Below are 21,239 nucleotides of genomic sequence, written 5' to 3'. Positions count from 1 at the left end.
CAATAACGTGAGCACGGTCACGGTGCGGCCGGACGTCCGTTTTGGCACCCGCAGTCGTAGGATCGCCGGGAGAGCCCGAGCGCGATGCGGCGGACCGGGCGGACTCACCCCACTCGCGCCGTTCGCGTTCGCGATCGGCGAGGATCCCACACCCATCCGTGAGGCAAGCAGTGACTCCCGTCGTACTGATCGCAGAAGAGCTCGCTCCGGCCGCGCTCGACGTTCTCGCCAATGACTTCGATGTGCGTCACGTCGACGGCACCGACCGGCCCGCGCTCCTCGCGGCGCTCGCCGAGGCCGACGCGGTGATCGTTCGGAGCGCCACGCAGATCGACGCGGAGGCCATCGCCGCCGCGCCACGTCTCAAGGTGGTCGCTCGGGCCGGAGTCGGCCTGGACAACGTCGACGCCGCAGCCGCCACGGCCAAGGGCGTCATGGTCGTCAACGCGCCGACCTCCAACATCGTCTCCGCCGCCGAGCAGGCGATCGCGCTGCTCCTCGCCGTCGCCCGCAACACGGCGAGCGCCTCGTCCGCGCTGAAGAACGGCGAGTGGAAGCGCTCGAAATACACGGGTGTCGAGCTGCAGGGCAAGACGGTCGGCGTGGTCGGCCTCGGCCGCATCGGCGTGCTCTTCGCGCAGCGCATCGCGGCGTTCGGCACGCGCCTGATCGCCTACGACCCCTATGTGCAGCCGGCCCGTGCGGCCCAGCTCGGCGTTCGCCTGGTCGGGCTGGAGGAGCTGCTCCGCGAGTCGGACTTCATCTCGATCCACCTGCCGAAGACCCCGGAGACCGTGGGCCTGATCGGCGCCAACGAGCTGAAGATCGTCAAGCCGGGTGTGCGGATCGTCAACGCCGCCCGCGGCGGCCTCATCGACGAGCAGGCGCTCGCCGACGCGCTGGAAGACGGCCGGGTCGGCGGTGCCGGCATCGACGTCTACCTCAAGGAGCCGTGCACCGACTCGCCGCTGTTCAAGTTCGACAACGTCGTCGCCACACCGCACCTGGGCGCCTCGACCCACGAGGCGCAGGACAAGGCCGGTCTCGCGGTCGCCAAGAGCGTCAAGCTCGCCCTGCAGGGCGAGTTCGTGCCCGACGCGGTCAACGTGCAGGCCGGTGGCGTCGTCGCCGAGGAGGTGCGCCCGCTGCTCCCGCTCGCGGAGAAGCTGGGCAAGGTCTTCACCGGTGTCGCCGGTGGCGTCGCCGCCTCGGTGACGGTCGAGGTCAAGGGCGACATCGTCGCTCACGACGTCTCGGTTCTGAAGCTCGCCGCGACGAAGGGGCTCTTCGCCTCGATCGTCGAGGAGCAGGTGACCTATGTCAACGCGCCGCTCATCGCCGCCGACCGCGGCGTCGAGGTCGAGCTGATCACCTCCGCCGAGGTGGGCGTCCACCAGAACCTCGTCACGGTCCGGGGCGCCAAGCCCAGCGGCCGCGTCGTCACCGTCGCCGGCACGGTCGTCAACAGCGGCGGCCGTGACCACGTCAAGCTGACCTCTGTGGACGACTTCGACCTCGAGATCGAGGCCGTGGGCGTGCTGATCTTCTTCCGCTACGCGGATCGTCCGGGCATCGTCGGCACCGTCGGCACCTTCCTCGGCCAGGCCGGCGTCAACATCGGTGCCATGCAGGTGGCCCGGCGGGCCGCGGGCGGCGAGGCGCTGATGACGCTCACCGTCGACACCGGCATCTCGGCCGAGCTGCTCCAGCAGGCCGCCGCCTCGATCGGTGCCACGGCCGCCGCGACGGTCGACCTCACCGACGACTGATCATCGAAGTGACGCGAAGCGGCCCGGGAGATCCTCTCCCGGGCCGCTTCGCGTCACGAGGTCGCGGCCCGGTGCTGGGTGATCGCGGCGCCGAGCACGTCGGCGAGCGGTTCGCGCAGCTCGTTGTCGGGGATGAGGAGCCAGCCGTTCGAGTCGGTCCTGAGCCTCGGCCGGGTGCGTCGCGGCAGCGGCCACCGCGTGCTCCGCGCCAGCGTCGTGACCGGGTCGATCAGGCGCAGGGCGAGGCCGGGGTTGAGCCGATCCAGGCGGAAGCAGTAGATCCCGTCGATCTCCGTCCAGGCCACGGTGAGGTCGAGGTCGTCGATGCGGATACCCGCCTCGTCGATCTCCAGCAGTGCCCGGCCGGTGACCGTCCGGACGATCCGGCGCAGCGCCGACCAGGCCAGCCCCAGCACGATGAGGGTCATCGCGACGAGGACGATCACCATGGTCGCGGTCATCAGGATGCCGGCCGCGCCCGCCGACCGGTGCGTCCTCAGCTCGGCGACGACCTCGGGGATGCCCAGGCCGATCCAGCCGGCGAGGCTGATCTGGAAGAGGTTGGCGATGACCGAGGGCGCGGAACGGCGTACCCGGAGCGGGGTGGTGATCGGCGCGGCCAGGACGTGCGCGATGAGCTGGGGCGCGGCGTCGCGGACGTGCCGGTCGTAGCGCAACTCCAGCACCGCCTGACCGACGGCGACACCGACGCCGGCGAGCAGGACCGGGAAGCTCAGCGACGAATCCTGCCGGTTCAACCAGTAGGCGATGATGAAGCAGACGAAGAAGAGCCAGGTCGGGTACCGGCGCAGCCAGGTGCGCTCCGCGTGCAGGCTGCTGGGCAAGGTCACGCCCGACATCATGAGCCATGCTCGCATTGAGCGTTGCCCTACCGAGGCGCGACTTCGCAGGGTGATCTAACGCTTGCGCTCCGTGTCGTATCCGGATAGTGTCCCGAGTGGACATCAGGTGCGTCTTCGGGTGACTCACCTCATTTCTCCAGCATGATCAGACAGCCGGGGCTTGCCGAGTCCCGGCTGTCTGCTGTTCGGCCAGCGCCGCTCGGTGCAGCGCCATCGCCGCGGCGACGACCTCCGCCACCGGCGCGCCGAGCATCGTGTCCTGGACGACGACCCAGCCGTGCTGCCGGCGCATCGCCCACCGGGAGACGCCGCGCACCAGCCGGCCGGGCAGCCGCGCGCCGACCGCCTCCGGATCGCGCAGCAGGATCGCGAGCCCGGCGATGCCGCGCCACGGTGCGGGCGCCTGCGGTGCCGCGTGCACTCGGACCACCTCCGACCACGCCAGCGTGAGCGGGTTGTCCGGCAGGTGGATGCCGCTCGCGGTGAGACGCACGGCGACGCGCGGGTCCATCCGCCGGGTCAGCCGCCAGCCCCACAAAATCAACATCGCGATGAGTACGAGCACCAGCGCCAACGCACCGAGGAGCCATCCCGGCCAGTCGCCCCTGACCAGGCCGACCACGATGGCGACGGTGAGCGCGGCGCCGATGATCACCGGGGAACCCGAGATCGTGAGCCACATGACGAACCGCCGCCGCGGCCGGCCGAACTCCCGCGGTTGTGCCGGTCGGTCCGCGGCGGCGGCCCAGGCCAGGGCGTAGATGTTGGGTGCCGAGAGCCGTCCGGATGCCAGGTATCGCAGCTGCCCGATGGGCTGGGCGATCGTCAGCGCGAGCACCACCAGGAACTGGCCCAGCATGATGAGGAGCGTCGTGGTGCTGACCTCGATCAGGAAGGACCAGGGCAGCACCAGCAGTGTGGAGAACGACGCGATCAGCCGGGTGCGCGCGAAGGAGTCGGCCAGGCGGGCGTGCCGTGCGGCGACGGCGGCCTGGACGGCGGGGTCCGGGTGGGGGAGACCGCGCGCGGCGAGCGACCGGGCCTCGGCGCGCGTCGCGGCGGGCAGGGACCGCCAGGTAGCAGTCATACGGCAACCTCCACGTGCTGGTTGAGGTGGTCCCGGTGCATCGCGATCGCCAGGACGACGGTCGATGTGCCTTCCGGGCCGGTCACGGGTGCGGCGGGCAGCCGCAGCCAGCCAGTCTCCGGCGCGCTGCGCAGGAAGATCCGGCGTCGCAGCGGGCTCAGCTCGGCCGTCGCCAGCGTCCTCGCCGGATCGGCCAGCCAGATCCCGAGCCCGGTCACGCCGTCCTCGTCGTTGCCGTTGATCTTCCGTACGTCCCGCCACGGCACGGTGAGCCGCAGGTGGTGGATGCGGATGCCGTCGGCGTCGATCACGCCGAGCTGGCGCCGCGCGCCTGCGGGGCCGAGCGCGAGCGCGAAGTAGCCGACGACCCCGGCGATCATCGTGACGACGACGGCGGCGACCAGCGCTGTGAAGACGGCGTGGACCACCCAGGTGGCGGCGTCGTCGTCATGGGCCGCCTCCCGGCCCATGACCAGCACCGGCGGCCAGAACGCCACCAGCGGGAGGATGAGGAAGACCGCGCCCTGGACCAGGGAGTCGGTCGACCGGACCAGGATCAGCGGTCCTGCGGGCGCGGGTGTCGCCAGCGCCACCGCCCTGACGTTCGGGCCCAGGTAGCGCAGCCGACCCCAGCGGGTGACCACGACGATGATGGCCACGACGGCGATGAGCATCACCGCGATGACCACGAGGCGGAGCGCGCTGTACCGGAACGGCGCGATGATGCTGAGGCTGCTGAGGCTGAAGACGAGGCCCATCGTGCTGCCCAGGGCGCGCTTCGGTGCGGCTCCGTGGGCCAGGTGGTCGACGATGATGCGCCGGATCGCCGGATCGGGGTGGGGTTGCCCGGCGCGCCCCAGAGCGATCGCCTGCTCACGGACGTCGGCGGGCAGGGCTCTCCAGGCGCGTGCTGCGGAGCGGCCTGCGGGGATCTTCATGGTCAGCAAGTGTGCTTCATCCTGGCAAGCCGCGCTGTCCCGGTTGGCATTCCATTATGTGGACCGGGCGTACCGCTAGCTAGGACGATGCCTTAACGTTCGGTAGACAGGAAACACGGTTTGACGAAGGGACGTGACGTGACGCGCATCGCCGTAGTCGCAGGAGACGGGATCGGGACCGAGGTCGTCGCGGAGGGCCTGAAGGTCCTGGACGCGGTGCTTCCGGGCGTTGAGACCGAGCACTACGACCTGGGTGCGGCACGTTACCACCGGACCGGGGAGGTCTTCCCCGACAGCGTGCGCGACGAGCTCGCCGGTCACGACGCGATCCTGCTCGGTGCCGTCGGCGACCCGACCGTGCCGCCGGGCGTGCTCGAGCGGGGCCTGCTGCTGAAGCTGCGCTTCGACTTCGACCAGTTCGTCAACCTGCGCCCGTCGAAGCTGTGGCCCGGCACCGTCGGCCCGCTCGCCAACATCAAGCCCGGCGAGATCGACTTCGTCGTGGTCCGCGAGGGCACCGAGGGCCTCTACGCCGGTGCCGGCGGCGGGCTGCACCGGGGCACCCCGGCGGAGATCGCCACCGAGGAGAGCCTCAACACCCGGCACGGCGTGGAGCGGGTCATCCGCGACGCCTTCACCCGGGCGACGGCGCGTCCCCGCCGCAAGGTCACCATGGTCCACAAGACCAATGTGCTGACCCACGCGGGCGGCCTCTGGGCCCGCACCTTCGCCGACGTCGCGGCCGAGTTCCCCGACGTCGAAACCGAGTACCAGCACGTCGACGCCGCGTCGATGTTCCTCGTCACCAACCCCCAGCGGTACGACGTGATCGTCACGGACAACCTGTTCGGCGACATCCTGACCGATATCGCCGCCGCCGTCACCGGTGGCATCGGGCTGGCGGCGAGCGGCTGCATCAACCCGACGCGGGCGTACCCGTCGATGTTCGAGCCCGTGCACGGCTCGGCGCCGGACATCGCCGGAAAGGGCATCGCCGACCCCGTGGCGGCGATTCTCTCGGTCGCACTCTGCCTGGACCACCTCGGTCACCCCGAGGCCGCTGCGCGCGTGGAGGAGGCGGTGGCCCACGAGCTGGCCAACCGTGCCCCCGGCCAGCAGATCGTCACTCACGAGGTGGGCGACCGGGTAGCTGTAGCCCTGTCGTAGTTCGCGGTCCCGGCCGCGGCCGGGACGATCTCCCGCCGCCCGGGTCTGCTATTGAACGACCGTTAGCGGTAAGTTTCAGCGAGACCCAGCGAACGATGGAGGCTGCGCGATGAGCGGCGGTGACAACCTCGACTTCGAGATTCGTCAAAATCCCTCGCCGGTATCAGAGGCCGAGCGCTCCGCGCTCATGGCCAACCCCGGTTTTGGACGGATCTTCACCGACCATATGGTCACAATTCGATACGCCGAGGGTAAGGGCTGGTATGACGCGAGGGTCGAGGCCAGGGGCCCGATCCCGATGGACCCGGCGTCTGCGGTGCTGCACTACGGCCAGGAGATCTTCGAGGGCTTGAAGGCGTACGCGTTGGCCGACGGCGGGGTGGGCCTCTTCCGCCCCCAGGCCAACGCACAGCGCTTCGTCACGTCGGCGGAGCGGATGTCGATGGCCACACTGCCCGAAGGGCTCTTCCTGGGCGCTGTCAAAGAGCTGGTCAAGGCCGATCGGCAGTGGATCCCGACGAGCACGGAGGGCAGCCTCTACCTGCGGCCCTTCCAGTACGCCAGCGAGGCCTTCCTCGGTGTGCGCCCGTCCCAGGAGTACCTCTTCGTGGTGATCGCCTCGCCGGTCGGCGCCTACTTCGCCAAGGGCGTCAAGCCCGTGACGATCTGGGTGTCGAGCGACTTCACCCGGGCGGCACCGGGCGGCACGGGTGCGGCGAAGTGCGGCGGCAACTACGCCGCGTCGCTCGCCGCGCAGGCCCAGGCGACCGAGCACGGCTGCGATCAGTCGGTGTTCCTCGATGCCGTGGAGCGGAAATACATCGACGAGCTCGGCGGGATGAACATCTTCTTCGTCCTCGACGACGGCTCGCTGGTGACGCCGGCGCTCAATGGATCGATCCTGCCTGGCATCACCCGGGACTCGCTCATCAAGCTCGCCGAGGCGAGCGGGCGCACGGTCACCGAGCGCCCGGTCAGCATCGACGAGTGGCGGGTCGGTTCGCTCAGCGGCCGGATCGTGGAGGCGTTCGCGTGCGGCACGGCCGCGGTGCTGACGCCGATCGGCACGGTGCGCTCGCACGACGGGGAGTTCACCGTCGGTGATGGCGGCACCGGCCCGATCACTGCTGAGCTGCGTCAGTCCCTGATGGACATCCAGTGGGGACGCGCCGAAGACCCGTTCGGCTGGACCGTCCGGGTCTAGCTCCTGCACGACCCTGTGATGGCGGGCCCGCGTTTCGGGGCCCGCCATCACGTCGTCCACGACCGGCGCAACTCTTCAAGAGTTGGTGTCAAGGCCCGGCGGCCTGAAGCACCAACTCTTGAAGAGTTGCGCCTCGGTGTATTCGGTGTGACAAATGTTACTTGTGGGTATTGTGATCTGACTCACTGCATGGTTACCTCTCAGTAACTTCGGTTACCGTCCTGAAACGAGGTTTCCATGCGCAGATCCCTGGCGCTCGCTGCCGGGCTCGTGCTCGGCGCGACGTTCCTGAGTGGACCCGCTCACGCCGCTCCCACCACCGGCTTCCGCTTCATCGACATCACCACCAGCGACAGCGTCGTCCTGAAGGCGAACGTCATCGAGCCGACCACCCCCGGCCGCCACCCCGCGATCGTCTTCCCGTCCAGCTGGGCCCTCAACGACCTGGAGTACGTCGTCCAGGCGACGAAGCTCGCCGAGGGCGGCTACACCGTCGTCTCCTACACCCCGCGCGGCTGGTGGAGCTCCGGTGGCGAGATCGACACCGCCGGCCCGAAGGACATCGCGGACGCCTCCCGCGTGATCGACTGGGCCATCGCCAACACCACCGCCGACGCCGCCCGCGTCGGCATGGCCGGTGTCTCCTACGGGGCCGGGATCAGCCTGATCACCGCCGCCAAGGACAGCCGGGTCCGGGCCGTCGCCGCGCTCTCCGGCTGGTCCGATCTGGTCGGCTCGCTCTACGGCGGCGACACCCGGCGGTTGCAGTCGTCCGGCCTGCTCGTCGGCTCGGCCGCCCTGCTCGGCGACACGAGCCCCGAGTTCGACGCCCGGATCGGCGACTTCTTCGCCAACCGCAACATCGGCGCGGTCAAGGACTTCGCCCGGATCCGCTCCGCCGGGACCTACCTCGCCGGGCTCAACGCCAGCGCCCCGGCGGTCCTGCTCGCCAACGGGTACGGCGACTCGATCTTCCCGCCCAACCAGCTCGTCGACTTCTACGGCGGCCTCACCGGGCCGAAGCGGCTGGAGTTCGCGCCCGGCGATCACGCGATCCCGGAGCTGACCGGCCTGATCGGGCTCGACAACCACGTCTGGACCTCCACCCGGCGCTGGTTCGACCGCTACCTGCAGGGCGTCGCCAACGGCATCGACACCGAGGCGCCGGTCGTGCTCCGCTCGATGACCGGCGGCGCCACCGAGTCCTACCCGACGTGGTCCGCGGCCGCGACCAGCACCTCCCGGCTGGGGCTCGGCGAGGTCCACTGGTGGGACGGTACGGGTGACCTCGGTGGCACCCCGGCGACCGGCTGGTCCCGGCGGACCGGGCTCAGCTCGGACACCGTCGCCAAGGGCGGCGTCATCCTGCTCTCCAACGGCTTGCAGGCACTGACCGGGATCGCCCCGACGGCGTGGATCCCGGCCGTCAACCGGCTCGACGCGGGGGTCTGGATCTCGGGCGGCTACGGCAGCACGCAGAAGGTCCGGGGTATCCCGAGCCTGCACCTGCGGCTCACGCCCAACCAGTCGAAGGGGACCGTGGTCGCCTACCTCTACGACGTGGACTGGGCCGGTACGGGTGAGCTGATCACCCAGGCGCCGATCTCGTGGCTCGACGCGACACCGGGCTCGGCGCGCACGCTGGACCTGAAGCTGCCCGCGGTGAGCTGGGACGTTCCGGCCGGACACAAGCTCGCCCTCGTCATCGACGGCGAGGACGGCTACTACCTCGACGAGAACTCGCTGCTCAGCGCCGCCACCTTCAGCGGTCCCTCCTGGCTCGACGTCCCGCTCCGATGAACTGACCCCAAAGCCGCAACTCTTCAAGAGTTGGTGCTTCAGGCCGCCAGGCCTTAGCACCAACTCTTGAAGAGTTGCGGCTTCTTCTACAGGAAGCGGATCGGGCGCTGGGTGGCCGGTGGGCGGGAGCCGGTCGGGCGGGAGCCCGCGGGCCGGGAACCGATCGGTCTGGTGCCTGCCCGGGCGGACAGAACTACCTCGATCAGGGAATCGACGCTGCACGAACGGGGCCATACGGTGTGTGGTGTCATGATGGACTCCTTCGATACTCCGACAAACGACCGCAGAGACGGTCGGATATTGGCGTATGTGATGAATCCCGACAATCAGGCAGCCTGCCGCAGCCCTTCCACTGTGGAGATGCGCGAGACCGGCATCGGGCGGACGCGGGCGACGACTCGTGCCGCGTGCAGCGGGGTCGGCTCGGCGAAGCCGCCGGCGTCCAGGACCGCCGCATCCAGCGAGATCATCGCGGTGACGAGCGCGCTCTGCACCGCCTCGGGGTCGGGCAGCATCCACTCCACCGCCGTGGGCGCCACCTCCCACCGCACGGGACCCCGGCGCAGCCTCGTCGGCGGCAGCGGCACCCAGGAACCCGCCTGGTGCAGCAGGATGTCGCACTCCCGCTCCAGCGACGGTCGGAGGGTGGCTCCCGGGCGTACCAGGAACATCCAGCGTCCGGTCGGCGTCACCGCGACGGGCCCGCGGGCCATGCCCACCGCGGAGGCCTCACCGGGCCCGGCCGCCGGGCCGCGCACCGCGCGCGACCCGAGCAGGGCGGAGACCTCGATGACGTCGACGCTCTCGCCGGTCGCGAGCAGGACGCTGTGCGGCTCGTCGCGCCACCAGGTGTGGATGTGTGCCTCGTTCGTGGTCGCCGATTCGGCCCAATCGGCACGTGCGGGATGGCAGGCCTGGGTCGCACAGTCGGCGCGCATGCAGTCGAAGCGATCACCGGCCAGCCAGGCACCGGGTGTCACGCTCCAGCCGTGGTCTGCGAATCGCAGCGCGGCCGTCCTCAGACGTAGCCTGGTCAGTTGTCGGTCAAAGCCCCAATGCATGACGATCGAACCCCCTTGTTGCCACGGTCGATATAAGGCATCGACATCACCCGTTACCCCGACGGGGTGATGTCGTTGCTCAGGACAACGGCTGTGCAACTTGCATCGAAAATATCGATTCTCGGAGGTAGGGTCAGCGCACAGATTGTGCGACGATCCCAAACCTTCACCCCCAGGGGAGGTCGAGCGCATGGATGAGCTGCCTATCGGCCGCCGGGTCGCCTACTGGCGCAACCGGCGGAAGATGTCCCAGCAGGTTTTCGCCGACCGCCTGGGCAAGTCGAAGAGCTGGGTCGACAAGGTCGAGCGCGGAGTCCGCCGCCTCGACAAATTTTCCGTGGTCTATGAGATCGCCGACGTGCTCTCGCTCGACGTGCAACTGCTCATGGGCAAGGACCCGGACCGGCGCGTCGAGAGCGTCAACTGCATCGACCAGATCGAGGTGGCCGAGATCCGGGCGGCGCTGGAACGCTACGACCAGATCTCCGCCTTCTTCTACGCCCCGCCCGAGCCGCCGCCCATGGACGAGATGCGCAAGTCCGTCGGGCACGCCTGGCAGACCTTCCAGCACGCGCGCTACGGCATGCTCGCGCGTGCCCTGCCGAAGCTGCTGCGCGACGCACAGGCGGCCGACGCGGCCTACTCCGCGGGCGACGACGCGCGCGACGCGGCGCACCTGCTCGGGCAGGTCTACCAGATCTCCTCGTCGGTGCTGCGCAAGCTCGGCGAGCTCGAACTCGCCTGGCTCGCCGCCGACCGGTCGATCGCCGTCTCGCAGCGCGCCGGCGACCAGCTCCTCGCTGGCATCGCCACGCACCGCATCGGCACCTCGCTGCTCGCGCTCGGCCGGGCCCGCCCCGCGCTGGAGGTGACCGTCAACATCGCCAACCGGCTCGCCCCCGGCACCGGCACCACCACGCCGGAGCAGCTCTCCGTCTACGGCCTGCTGCTGCTCCAGGGCGCGATGGCCGCGTCCCGGATCGGTGACAGCGCCACGATGCGCGACCTGCTCAGCGGCGCCTCCGAGGCGGCCGAGCAGGTCGGCGAGGACAAGAACCACTACTGGACCTGCTTCGGCCCGACCAACGTGCAGCTCCACCGGGCCGCCGCCGCGGTCGAGCTGGGCGAGGGCGGCGTCGCGATCCTCACCCATGAGCAGCACATCGACCCGGCCGGATTCGCCGGGCTGATGCCCGAGCGGCGGGCACACCACTTCCTCGACATGGCCCGCGGTTTCGCCCAGGTCGGCGACCTGGAGCGCGCGGGGGAGATGCTGCTGGAGGGCGATCGGCTGGCACCCGCCGAGATCCGCTGCCGGCCCATCGCGCACGAGGTCCTCAGTGACGTGCTCCGGCGTACGAACGGCACGCCCTCCAACTCGATCTCGGAACTCGCCGAGCAGATGGGTGTCGGGGTGTGACGGATGGTCGTCTACGTGATCGTCTGCGGTTCACCGCTCGCCCGTGATGTCGGCACCCTCGTCGACCTCGCGCACGAGCAGCAGTGGACCGTCTGCGTCGTGGCGAGCCCCGACGGCCGCAAGTTCATCGACCTGCCCCGCCTCGCCGCGCAGACCGGCCACCCGGTCCGCAGCCAGTACAAGAACCCCGGCGACCCGGACGTGCTGCCACCCGCCGACGCGATGATCGTGGCACCGGCGACGGTCAACACGGTCAACAAGCTGGGTGCGGGCATCGCCGACACCCTGGCGCTGGGCCTGGTGGTCGAGGCGATCGGCAAGGGTACGCCGGTGGTGGTGATGCCCTTCACCAACAGCGCCATGGCGGCCCACCCGGCCTTCGGCGAAAACCTGGCGAAGCTGCGCACCTGGGGCGTGGACGTGCTGTGGGGCGACGACATCATGCCTCCCTTCGCCCCCACGACCGGTGACCGACACCTGAGCCTCTTCCCCTGGCACCTCGCGATCGAGACCCTCCGCAAACGCCAGGCCGCCTGACCCACCCAGAAAATTCGCGTTGATCAAGGGAAGACTCGCCGCAAATCGGATCCCCGAGATGGCGAGTCTTCCCTTGATCAACGCGAATTTGGGCGAGCACGACCGGTAAGGTCTGCGCGTGACGTGGACGGTCGGTGATGTCGTCGGTGTGATGGACGAGTGGTACCCGCCGCAGTGGGCTGCCTCCTGGGACGCCGTGGGGCTGGTGGTGGGCGAGCCTTCGGCGCCCGTGCAGCGGGTGCTCTGCGTGATGGACGTGGTGCCGGAGACGGTCGCCGAGGCCGTCGAGTGCGGCGCTCAGCTGATGATCGCGCACCATCCGCTGCTCTTCGGCGGGGTGACCTCCGTCGCTGCCACCTCCTACAAGGGGCGGGTGGTGCAGGAATTGATCCGGGCCGGGATCGCGTTGCACGTGGCGCACACCAACGCCGACATCGCGGCCGACGGGGTCAACGAGGCCCTCGCGGAGTGCTTCGGGCTGATCGGGACCGTTCCCGTGGCGCCCCGGCCGGGCCGTCCCGACATCGGGCTCGGTAGGGTTGGCATGCTGCCCGTGCCGATGACCCTGGCCGAGCTGACCCGGCTCGCCGCACGGGTCCTGCCCGCGACCGCGTGGGGAGTGCGCACGGCCGGCGATCCGGACAAAATCATCAGCAGGGTGGCGGTGTTGGGCGGTTCGGGCTCGGACGAGCTCGCCGCGGCGGCGAGTGCCGGCGCCGACGCCGTGATCACCAGCGACATCAAGCACCACTACGCGAGCGAGCACATCGCCGACGGCGGCCCGGCCCTCGTCGAGGCGGCGCACTGGGCCACCGAGTGGCCCTGGCTGCCCCGGCTCGGGGCGATGCTGCACGAGCGGCTCGGAGTTGAGACGATCGTCTCGCGGCAGTGCACCGACGCGTGGACGCTCCACGAGCCCAGCACAACCGCTATTTCGGAGGGGATACCAGCGTGAAGGCCGAACCAGAAGCTCAGCGTCGCCTGCTCGACCTGCAGGCGTTGGACACCGCGCTGGCACAGCTCGCGCACCGCCGCAAGAACCTGCCCGAGCTCGCCGAGCTCGCCGCACTCGCGCGGGAGATCTCCGCCCTCTCCGACGAGCGGGTCCGCGCGCAGGTGGACGTCGACGACCTGGACCGCGACATCACCCGGATCGAGCGCGATGTCGACACCGTGCGCATGCGCCTCGCCAAGGACCAGCAGCGCATCGACGCGGGCACCGGCCCAGCCCGCGAGCTCACCGCGCTCCAGCACGAGGTGGTCAGCCTCAAGCGTCGCCAGTCCGACCTGGAGGACAGCGAGCTGGAGCTGATGGAGAAGCGGGAGGCGGCGCAGGCGACGTTCGAGGAGATCACCGCTCGCCGCGACGCCACCCTCGCCAAGCGGGAGGCGACCGAGCTCAAGCGGGACCAGACGCTCGCCGAGATCGCCAAGGAGGAGGAGTTCAAGGCCGCCGGCCGGGGACCCCTCGCGGCGGACCTCCCGGCCGACCTGGTCGCGCTCTACACCCGGATCCGGGACTCGTCCGGCGGCATCGGTGCCGCCCTGCTGCAGGGCGGCCGCTGTGGTGGCTGCCGCCTCGATGTCTCCGGCTCGGAGAAGGCCCGGCTCCGGGCCGCCGCGCCCGACGAGATCGTGCGCTGCGAGGAGTGCAGCCGGATCATGATCCGCACCAGCGAGAGCGGCCTGTAGTGCCCGGACTCAACGTCGTCATCGAGGCCGACGGCGGTGCGCGGGGGAATCCGGGGATGGCGGGCTACGGCGCCGTGGTCAAGGACGCGACCACCGGCACGGTGCTCGCGGAGCGGTCCCAGGCACTCGGGTTCGCGACGAACAACGTCGCGGAGTACTCCGGGCTCATCGCCGGGCTGGAGGCCGCGGCGGAGCTCGGCGCCAGCCGGGTCGAGGTGCGGATGGACTCCAAGCTCGTGGTGGAGCAGATGGCCGGTCGGTGGCAGATCAAGCACCCCGGCTTGCGGCCGCTCGCGGCTCAGGCGGCAGCGTTGGTACGCAGATTCGACTCCGTCCGCTACCAGTGGATCCCCAGGGAGGAGAACCGGCACGCGGACGCGCTCGCCAACCGGGCGATGGATGCGGGCACCGCGGTGACGACGGCCCCGGCCGTGCAGCACCCGGCCCCGCGTCCCGGATCGTCCTGGGAGCCGCGTACGGACGCGCCGACCCGGCTGATCCTGGTCCGCCACGGCGAGACGCCGCTGACCGCGCAGAAGCGCTACAGCGGGCGCGGTGACGTACCGCTGAGCGAGGCGGGCGAAGCCCAGGCGGGTGCGGCCGCCGCCCGTATCTCCACCTTCGGCGAGGTGGCCGCCGTGGTCTCCTCGCCGCTGGGGCGCTGCCGGCAGACCGCCGAGGCGATCGCGGCAGCCTGCGGTGGCGTCGAGGTGACGGTCGAGCCGCACCTGATCGAGTGCGACTTCGGTGCCTGGGAGGGGCTGACCTTCGCCGAGGTGCGGTCCGACTTCCCGGTGGAGTTGCAGAAGTGGCTCGACTCCACCGCTGTCGCGCCGCCCAAGGGGGAGTCGTTTCAGCAGGTGGGCAAGCGGGTGCGGGGTGCCGTGGCGAGCCTGCGCAGCGCGTACCCGGGGAAGGTCGTGGTGGTGGTTTCGCACGTGTCGCCGATCAAGCTGATCCTGCGCGATGCGCTGGCGGCCGGTGACGCGCTGCTGCACCGGCTCTACCTGGAGCCCGCCGGAATCTCCATTGTGGATCTCTACGCCGACGGCGGCGTGGCGGTCCGCACCGTCAATGACACCGCTCATATCAGCCGTTTGGCGCAGTAAGCAGACCGTTAAGCGCGTATAGCCGCCGATCAGCCGATCAGGTGGACTAATCGTGCATATCCTGCGCGCCATGGTTGATCCCACGCTCAGGACTGATCGCAGCCCGTGGCACTGGCTGCTGGTGATCCCGATCGTCGTGCCGCTGATCCCGATCCTCTTCAACTCCATCCCGCCGGACCTGTTCGGCTTCCCGCGCTTCTACTGGCTGCAGCTCGCCTACATCGTGCTCGGCGTCTCGGTCACCACCCTCGTCTACCAGGTCACGAAGCGGCGGGGGTAGGCCATGTGGCGCGATCATCTCACCGAGATCATCATCTTCACCGTGCTCTTCGCGGGTGTCAGCGCGATGGGCTTCGTCGCGTCCCGGTGGCGGCGCCCGCAGACCATGGCTCACCTGGACGAATGGGGTCTGGGTGGGCGCAACTTCGGCTCGTGGGTGACCTGGTTCCTCATCGGCGGCGACCTCTACACGGCGTACACGTTCGTCGCCGTACCCGCGCTGATCTTCGGGGCGGGCGCGATGGGCTTCTTCGCCGTGCCGTACACGGTGATCATCTATCCGATGGTCTTCCTCGTGCTGATCCGGCTCTGGTCGGTCTCGCACAAGCACGGGCTCGTCACGCCCGCCGACTTCGTCCGGGCCCGCTTCGGCTCGCCCACGCTCGCGCTGATCGTCGCGATCACCGGGATAGTGGCGACGATGCCCTACATCGCGCTGCAGCTCGTCGGCATCGAGGCGGTGCTCAAGACGATGGGCGTCACCGGCACCTCGACGCTCGCCCGGCACGCGCCGATCATCATCGCCTTCGCCATCCTCGCCGCATACACCTACCAGTCCGGGCTGCGGGCACCGGCGCTGATCGCCTTCGTCAAGGACGGGCTGATCTACGTCGTGATCCTGGTGGCGATCTTCTGGCTCCCGGCGAAGCTCGGCGGCTGGGGCTCGATCTTCGGTGCCGCCGAGGCGAAGTTCGCCGCGTCGCCGTCACCCTCCGACGGGCTGCTGCTCAACGCCAACAACCAGCTCCAGTACGTCTCACTGGCGCTCGGATCGGCACTCGCCCTCTTCCTCTACCCGCACTCGGTCACCGGCGTGCTCGCCTCCCGCAACCGGGACGTGCTCAAGCGCAACATGTCGGCGCTGCCCGCGTACTCCCTGCTCCTGGGCCTGCTCGCGCTGCTGGGCTATGCCGCGGTCGCGGCGAAGGTCAAGCCGCTGCCGGGCGCGACGCCGGGCTCGGTCGACACCAACACGATCGTGCCGCAGCTCTTCGACGGGCAGTTCCCGGACTGGTTCGCCGGGGTCGCGTTCGCGGCGATCGGCATCGGCGCGCTGGTCCCGGCGGCGATCATGTCGATCGCGGCGGCGAACCTCTTCACCCGCAACATCTACCGCGAATACCTCCGCAAGGACGCCACGCCCGCGCAGGAGGCGAAGGTCAGCAAGATCGCTTCGCTCGTGGTGAAGGTCGGCGCGCTCGCCTGCATCATCCTGCTCGACCCGCAGTTCTCCATCGACCTGCAGCTCATCGGCGGTGTGATCATCCTGCAGACGCTGCCGTCGGTCGCGCTGGGGCTCTTCACCCGGTGGTTCCACCGGGGCGCGCTCATCGCCGGGTGGATCGCGGGCATGGGCTTCGGGATGTGGATGCTCTACCAGGTCGCCAACCCCGTCACCGGCAAGGCGCACTTCGCCGGCTCGGCCTTCCCGTTGTCGGAACTGGGCTTCGACACGAAGATGACCGTCTATGCTGGGCTGATCGCCGTCGTGGTCAACCTGGTCGTCGCCGCGCTCGCCACCGTAGTGCTGCGGGCAGCGAAAATCGCCGACGGTCGTGATGCCACGACGACCGCCGACTACTTCGTCGACTCCGACACCCCGCGCGGCTCGGTGCACGCTTGAGCCGCAAGGGCGCGGACTCCGGGTGGCCTGCCGACCGGCTGGCGGTCGGCGGGCCGCCTTACGGGCGGCTGGACTGCAGCGAGGCCGACTTGGCCGCGAGGAACTGGGAGACCGAGGCCGCGAAGAACTCGGGGTCGTCGACCCAGGGGAAATGCCCGGCGCCCGGCTGGACGACGAGACGGGAGTTGGGGAAGCACTTGCCGACCGAGGTCGCCTCGGACACCGTGGGGCCCGGGTCGAGCTCACCGGCGTAGACCAGCGTCGGCACTCCGAACTTCGACAGCGCCAGCCGGATCGCGACCGTGTTGAGCGCGATGCCGTTGCCGTAGCCGAAGTTGGCGGCGCGGCTGAACTCCGCGTCCTCACCGGCGAAGTGCGCCTTCGCCGCCTCGGTCCACGGTCCGTAGAGCAGCGGGGTGGCCGCCTTGCGGAACGGCGTGCCCTCGTCGTAGGTCTTGGCGTCGCGCCACGAGAGCAGCGACTTGAACGCGCGCACATAGCCGGTGTCGGCCGTGGCGCGCGCCTGGCAGGTGGCGAGGTAGGCACCGTCGATCGCGACGCCCACGGTCCGGTGCGCGCCGGTCACGAGCACGAGCCGGGAAACCCGCTCCGGGTACGCCGTGGCGTAGAGCACCGCGACCTGGGCGCCGGCGGAGTGGCCGAGGAGGTCGATCGTCTCCAGGCCCAGGTGCTCGCGGAGCGCCTCGATGTCCAGCGGCAGCTTGTCGCAGCGGTAGGTGCTGGGGTCGGCCGGCACCTCGGAGTCACCGGTGCCCCGATTGTCCAGGATGATGAGTTGGCGATGGGCGTCCAGGCCGCCGAGGTTGCCCAGATAAACACCCGCCCGTCCGGGTCCGCCGGGGACACAGATGAGTGGTTCCCCCTCGCCCTCAATCCGGTAGGCGAGCTGGGTTCCGTCGTACGAGGCGAAGGTCGGCATCTTGCCAGCTTAGTTGGCTTTTATGAAAAGGATTATCCCGATCATGATCGCAAAGATCACTATGGCCACTCGGAGGACCCGTGCGGGCAGCCTGCGGGCCACCCTGGCACCCAGGAAACCGCCCAGCATCGCCGCCGGTGCGAGCACCGCGACGGCCACCCAGTCCACCGGTCCGCCGACCGCGAATATCGCCACAGTAGTCAATCCGGACACTGCGGTGATCACATATTTCATGGCATTGATCCGCCGCAGCGGCGCCGCCACGACGAGACCGAGGAGCGCCATCAGGATCACGCCGAGCGCGGCGCCGAAGTACCCCCCATAGATACAACTAACTCCCACCATCGCGTGTGTCGCGAGGGTCCGGTGGGACAGCTGATGCGGATGGCCGACCCTCGCCTTGATCTTCTCCTGGAGCGCGAGGAGGACCGCGGCGCCGATGACGAGGAAGGGAACGACCTTCTCGAAGGCCTCGGCCGGGGTGAGCAGGAGCAGGGCACAGCCGATGCCGGTCCCGACGATGACGGTCGGGATGAGCCGCAGGGTGCGGGTGCGTTCCTCGGCGAGGTCCCGGTGGCTGCCCGCCACGCTGGCGAGGTAGCCGGGGCTGATCGCGATCGAGTTGGTGACGTTGGCGGCGACCGGTGGCAGGCCCACCGCGACCAGGGCGGGGAAGGTCATCAGGGAGCCACCGCCCGCGATGGCGTTGACCGTGCCGGCCCCGACACCTGCCGCCACCAGGAGTGCTGCGCCGGAGAGGTCCATCGCGGCTGATCGTACCGCCGAGGGGTTTCGCCCGTGCTCGCGCGGACCTCGCGCCGCCGCGCGGCAGTGATCACACCGTTTTTGCTGAAGATGGTGTGATCTTGGGGCTTGATCAGCCCGTTTTCCGCAAAGAAGGTGTGATCACCGTGTGCGGCGCGGGCGGGGCGCGGCGCTACCGGTAGCATTTCGGGCGCGACGGACGAGTGGATCGGGCGGTCGCGTCAGCGGTCTCGGCCGCTGCCGAGGAACGTCCGGACTCCACAGGGCAGGGTGGTTGTTAACGGCAACCCGGGGCGACCCGCGGGACAGTGCCACAGAGAACAGACCGCCAGGCTGGTAGTCCTGGTAAGGGTGAAACGGTGGGGTAAGAGCCCACCAGCATCCCGGGTGACCGGGATGGCTAGGTAAACCCCGCCCGGAGCAAGACCAAAAGGGGCCTTCGGGCTCTGCGCAGGTGCACCCGTGCCGAAAAGGCGCGGGAGGAGGGCTGCCCGCCCGAGCCTGCGGGTAGGTCGCTAGAGCGAGTCGGCGACGGCTCGCCGAGATGGATGACCGCCTCGTCGTGGGCTTCGGCCCGCGGCGGACAGAATCCGGCGTAGAGATCGACTCGTCCGTCGCTCTCTCCTGTCGCACCCCGGCATTAGGCTGAGCGTCGTCACGAGCTCAGGGGAGGCTTGATGCAGCCGGGAGACAGGACCATCGTCGGGCCGAGCGCCGCCGAGCGAGCCTTCGTCTGGATCGGCTTTCCGCTGGTGGGAGCCGGTGCGGGCTGGCTGCTCAAGGCGCTCGCGGGGTGGGCGGCCGACCTGCCGTGGTTCCCCTTCCAGGGGCCGCTCAAGCTCCTCGACTCGCTCGCCGAGCCGCAGGCCACGATCGTCAGCCTCATCCTCGGCGCCATCGTGGGCGTCGTCTTCATCTTCCTCGCCGAGGACGACTACGTCATCGTCTCGGCCGACCGCGAGCAGCTCATTGTCAAGCGCGGCGACGAGTCCAGCACCGTTCCGCGATCGCGCATCGCGGCGGTCTTCGTCGACGGCAAGCGCCTCAGCCTGCTCGGCCGCGAGGGCGAGGAGCTGGCCTCCGCCAGCGGCGACCTCAGCGCTCAGCGGATCAGGGCCGCCCTGGTCGCGCACGGTTACCCGTGGCTCGACGCCGACCCGCATGCGGGGGATTATCGCCTCTGGGTGGAGGGCACCCCTGACCTGCCCGGCAATGCCAACGCGGTCCTCAGTGCACGGGCGGCCGCGATCGAGAAGGACAAGCCGGGCGATGCCGCCGAGCTGCGCCGCGAGCTGATCAGGCTGGGTGTCGTGGTCCGCGACGAGAAGAAGCGGCAGTACTGGCGCAGGGTCGGCGAGGAGCCGACCAGCCCGGCATGATGTCCGGATGGTTGATCACCTGGCCGTGGTCGAGAAGGGCCGCGCCGCGCTGCTCACGGGCGACACGGCGGTGGAGCTCCCACCCGCCGAAGGGCGGCCCCGCTGGGGTGTCTCGATGCTGCTCCGCCCCGACCCGGCGATGCTCGACACCCTCGCATCCTTCGCCGCCGCGGCCGGCATCGTCGCCGGCGGCGGTCACTGGGCACACGGTCCGGCCCTCCTGCACGTCTCGCTCCGCGCGCTGCAGCCCTACCGCGACAACCCCGACCTCGACGGGTACGCCGAATCGCTCCACGAGGCCGCCTCGCAGGTCCCGGCGTTCCGGGCGACGGTCAGGACGGTAAGCCCGCACCCGCAGGGAATCGCCGTCCACGTGCACCCGGTCGGCGGGGCGCTCGATGACCTCTACCGCCGTGTCGGCGAGGCCCTGTCCCGGCGGGGCTTGACGGATGTCGAGGACCGTTACCGCGACATCTGGTACTGCAACGTCCTCCACTTCGCCGCCCCCGTCGACATCGCCGCCCTGGTGACGTGGTGTGACGAACGACGCGATCTGGTCCTCGGCGAGACGACCCTGAACGCCGTCGAGCTGGTCCGCTATCGATTCGCCGACGGCGCGATGCGAGCAGTGACCCTCCACAGTGAACCGTTGCTCCAAGTCTGACCAGCACCCCCTCGTCACGTTTTGCAGCAAAGCGTGGCCTCCGACGCGAGAATGGCCACGCTTTGCTGCACAACGTGAGGGGGAGGGGGAGAGCGGGGGCCGAAATATCGGGGCGGACGGGGTTCGGGAGCGGCGGTAGGCTGCGGGCGATGGACGGGACGCTTGCGCAACTGATCGCCCTCGCCCTGCACGGCTCGGTGTGGTTGGCCGAGGCAGATCGCGTCGAGCCGCCGACGCTGCACGGCAATTCGACCTTCCAGCACGTCGGCGCGGTCCGGTTCGACGGGGTCACCGAGGCCTGCGGCGATGTGGCTTCGTGGCTTTCCTACCTGTCGCGCGACGGTGCGAGCCGGATCCAGGTGGTCATGCCGGACTTCGCCGATCCACCGGAGGACCCGAGCCTGCCGTGGCATCACCGGATCGGGTTCGTCGGCGGGCTGCCGATCGGGCTCCTCGTGCAGACCCAGCGGGGCAGCGAGCTGTGGCGGGCCGGTTGGGAGGTCGGCGACCGGACGAGTGCCACGCCGTGGCTGGTGACCTACTCGGGCGAGCCGACGGCGATGTGGGCCTACTGCCCGCCGTTCGGTGCGACGTGGTTGGAGCTGAGGTCCGCTGTCGAGGAGGCGGCGGCGTTCGCGGGTGCGCACGGCATGAATCCCTGGGGCTGCGTCTTCGCCGAGGCACTCGCGCAGGGGGTGGCGGAGCGGCCGTTGCTGGCGTACCCGGACATGGTGCCGGACCACGGCGTGAGCCTGGAGCGCCGACGGCTGCTGGCGCTCGCGACGCGCGCGAATGTCTTCGGCGGGATGGGTTCGTGGAACGACGCGGGGTTCGACGACGAGGCGGTGCGGGCGGAGTACGAGGGCATTTCCCGGCGGCTCTTCACCTCCTCGATGTATGCGCTCGCGGCCGCCGTCAACGTGGAGAGCGACCGCTAAAAC

20 protein-coding genes and 1 other RNA gene are annotated in these 21,239 nt (G+C 69.9%); 15 read left to right on the top strand and 6 right to left on the bottom strand.

Annotated elements, in window-relative coordinates; all coding sequences use genetic code 11:
* The first annotated feature begins 170 nt into the window (after positions 1-170).
* A complete protein-coding gene (gene serA / locus F4553_RS16180; protein ID WP_184836876.1) occupies positions 171-1,769 on the top strand; it encodes a phosphoglycerate dehydrogenase in 1,599 nt (532 codons plus the stop codon).
* Between the two features lie 53 nt (positions 1,770-1,822).
* Here the strand turns inward: serA and F4553_RS16175 are convergent, their stop codons facing one another.
* The 3 genes from F4553_RS16175 to F4553_RS16165 all read right to left on the bottom strand — a co-directional run bounded on the left by F4553_RS16175 (position 1,823) and on the right by F4553_RS16165 (position 4,657).
* Positions 1,823-2,620, bottom strand: a complete 798-nt coding sequence (locus F4553_RS16175) for a hypothetical protein (protein ID WP_184836874.1) — start codon at positions 2,618-2,620, stop codon at positions 1,823-1,825.
* A gap of 157 nt (positions 2,621-2,777) precedes the next feature.
* Positions 2,778-3,719 carry a hypothetical protein gene (locus F4553_RS16170; protein WP_184836872.1) on the bottom strand — a complete coding sequence of 314 codons (942 nt, stop codon included), beginning with the start codon at positions 3,717-3,719 and terminating at the stop codon, positions 2,778-2,780.
* Positions 3,716-4,657 (bottom strand): hypothetical protein, encoded by a 942-nt coding sequence (locus tag F4553_RS16165; protein ID WP_184836870.1) that lies wholly within the window; start codon positions 4,655-4,657, stop codon positions 3,716-3,718. Before F4553_RS16165 ends, F4553_RS16170 begins: the two co-directional genes overlap by 4 nt.
* Before the next feature lie 138 nt (positions 4,658-4,795).
* On the opposite strand from F4553_RS16165, the gene F4553_RS16160 reads away from it, so the two are divergent.
* From F4553_RS16160 to F4553_RS16150, 3 genes are all read left to right on the top strand, one after another.
* Complete coding sequence (locus tag F4553_RS16160) at positions 4,796-5,824, top strand: 3-isopropylmalate dehydrogenase (RefSeq protein ID WP_184836868.1); 1,029 nt, start codon at positions 4,796-4,798, stop codon at positions 5,822-5,824.
* A gap of 109 nt (positions 5,825-5,933) precedes the next feature.
* Entirely contained in the window at positions 5,934-7,028 is a 1,095-nt protein-coding gene (locus F4553_RS16155; RefSeq protein WP_184836866.1) for a branched-chain amino acid aminotransferase, read from the top strand.
* Between the two features lie 237 nt (positions 7,029-7,265).
* Positions 7,266-8,828, top strand: a complete 1,563-nt coding sequence (locus F4553_RS16150) for a CocE/NonD family hydrolase (RefSeq protein WP_184836864.1) — start codon at positions 7,266-7,268, stop codon at positions 8,826-8,828.
* A 326-nt stretch (positions 8,829-9,154) separates the two neighbouring features.
* On the opposite strand, the gene F4553_RS16145 is transcribed toward F4553_RS16150, so the two are convergent.
* Complete coding sequence (locus F4553_RS16145; RefSeq protein ID WP_184836862.1) at positions 9,155-9,889, bottom strand: bifunctional DNA primase/polymerase; 735 nt, start codon at positions 9,887-9,889, stop codon at positions 9,155-9,157.
* Positions 9,890-10,079: 190 nt separating this feature from the next.
* On the opposite strand from F4553_RS16145, the gene F4553_RS16140 reads away from it, so the two are divergent.
* The 7 genes from F4553_RS16140 to mctP all read left to right on the top strand — a co-directional run bounded on the left by F4553_RS16140 (position 10,080) and on the right by mctP (position 16,550).
* A complete protein-coding gene (locus F4553_RS16140) occupies positions 10,080-11,309 on the top strand; it encodes a helix-turn-helix domain-containing protein (RefSeq protein WP_184836860.1) in 1,230 nt (409 codons plus the stop codon).
* Positions 11,310-11,312: 3 nt separating this feature from the next.
* Complete coding sequence (locus F4553_RS16135; RefSeq protein ID WP_184836857.1) at positions 11,313-11,846, top strand: flavoprotein; 534 nt, start codon at positions 11,313-11,315, stop codon at positions 11,844-11,846.
* A gap of 118 nt (positions 11,847-11,964) precedes the next feature.
* Positions 11,965-12,801, top strand: a complete 837-nt coding sequence (locus tag F4553_RS16130) for a Nif3-like dinuclear metal center hexameric protein (RefSeq protein WP_312875230.1) — start codon at positions 11,965-11,967, stop codon at positions 12,799-12,801.
* Positions 12,798-13,538, top strand: coding sequence for a zinc ribbon domain-containing protein (locus tag F4553_RS16125; RefSeq protein ID WP_184836855.1), 741 nt, complete (start codon positions 12,798-12,800; stop codon positions 13,536-13,538). Before F4553_RS16130 ends, F4553_RS16125 begins: the two co-directional genes overlap by 4 nt.
* A 56-nt stretch (positions 13,539-13,594) precedes the next feature.
* Complete coding sequence (locus F4553_RS16120; protein WP_184840802.1) at positions 13,595-14,647, top strand: bifunctional RNase H/acid phosphatase; 1,053 nt, start codon at positions 13,595-13,597, stop codon at positions 14,645-14,647.
* 70 nt (positions 14,648-14,717) lie between these two features.
* Positions 14,718-14,927, top strand: a complete 210-nt coding sequence (locus F4553_RS16115) for a DUF3311 domain-containing protein (RefSeq protein ID WP_184836853.1) — start codon at positions 14,718-14,720, stop codon at positions 14,925-14,927.
* A gap of 3 nt (positions 14,928-14,930) precedes the next feature.
* On the top strand, positions 14,931-16,550 hold the full coding sequence (mctP, locus tag F4553_RS16110) for a monocarboxylate uptake permease MctP (RefSeq protein ID WP_184836851.1): 1,620 nt from the start codon (positions 14,931-14,933) through the stop codon (positions 16,548-16,550).
* A gap of 58 nt (positions 16,551-16,608) precedes the next feature.
* Here mctP and F4553_RS16105 read toward each other — a convergent pair whose 3' ends face one another.
* Both F4553_RS16105 and F4553_RS16100 read right to left on the bottom strand, forming a co-directional pair.
* Entirely contained in the window at positions 16,609-17,490 is an 882-nt protein-coding gene (locus F4553_RS16105) for an alpha/beta fold hydrolase (protein WP_184836849.1), read from the bottom strand.
* 9 nt (positions 17,491-17,499) lie between these two features.
* A complete protein-coding gene (locus tag F4553_RS16100) occupies positions 17,500-18,255 on the bottom strand; it encodes a sulfite exporter TauE/SafE family protein (protein WP_184836847.1) in 756 nt (251 codons plus the stop codon).
* Between the two features lie 200 nt (positions 18,256-18,455).
* Between F4553_RS16100 and rnpB the strand changes: the two genes are divergently transcribed.
* From rnpB to F4553_RS16080, 4 genes are all read left to right on the top strand, one after another.
* Positions 18,456-18,869, top strand: an RNA gene (rnpB, locus tag F4553_RS16095) — RNase P RNA component class A.
* A gap of 63 nt (positions 18,870-18,932) precedes the next feature.
* On the top strand, positions 18,933-19,634 hold the full coding sequence (locus F4553_RS16090; RefSeq protein ID WP_184836845.1) for a YqeB family protein: 702 nt from the start codon (positions 18,933-18,935) through the stop codon (positions 19,632-19,634).
* Between the two features lie 7 nt (positions 19,635-19,641).
* Positions 19,642-20,298 carry a hypothetical protein gene (locus F4553_RS16085; RefSeq protein ID WP_184836843.1) on the top strand — a complete coding sequence of 219 codons (657 nt, stop codon included), beginning with the start codon at positions 19,642-19,644 and terminating at the stop codon, positions 20,296-20,298.
* Between the two features lie 149 nt (positions 20,299-20,447).
* On the top strand, positions 20,448-21,236 hold the full coding sequence (locus F4553_RS16080) for a hypothetical protein (RefSeq protein WP_184836841.1): 789 nt from the start codon (positions 20,448-20,450) through the stop codon (positions 21,234-21,236).
* Positions 21,237-21,239: the final 3 nt, after the last annotated feature.

The sequence above is a fragment of the Allocatelliglobosispora scoriae genome (assembly GCF_014204945.1).
GTDB classification, from domain to species: domain Bacteria; phylum Actinomycetota; class Actinomycetes; order Mycobacteriales; family Micromonosporaceae; genus Allocatelliglobosispora; species Allocatelliglobosispora scoriae.
Note: the sequence above shows the minus strand (reverse complement) of the source record. Positions and strands in the feature narration are given on the sequence as shown.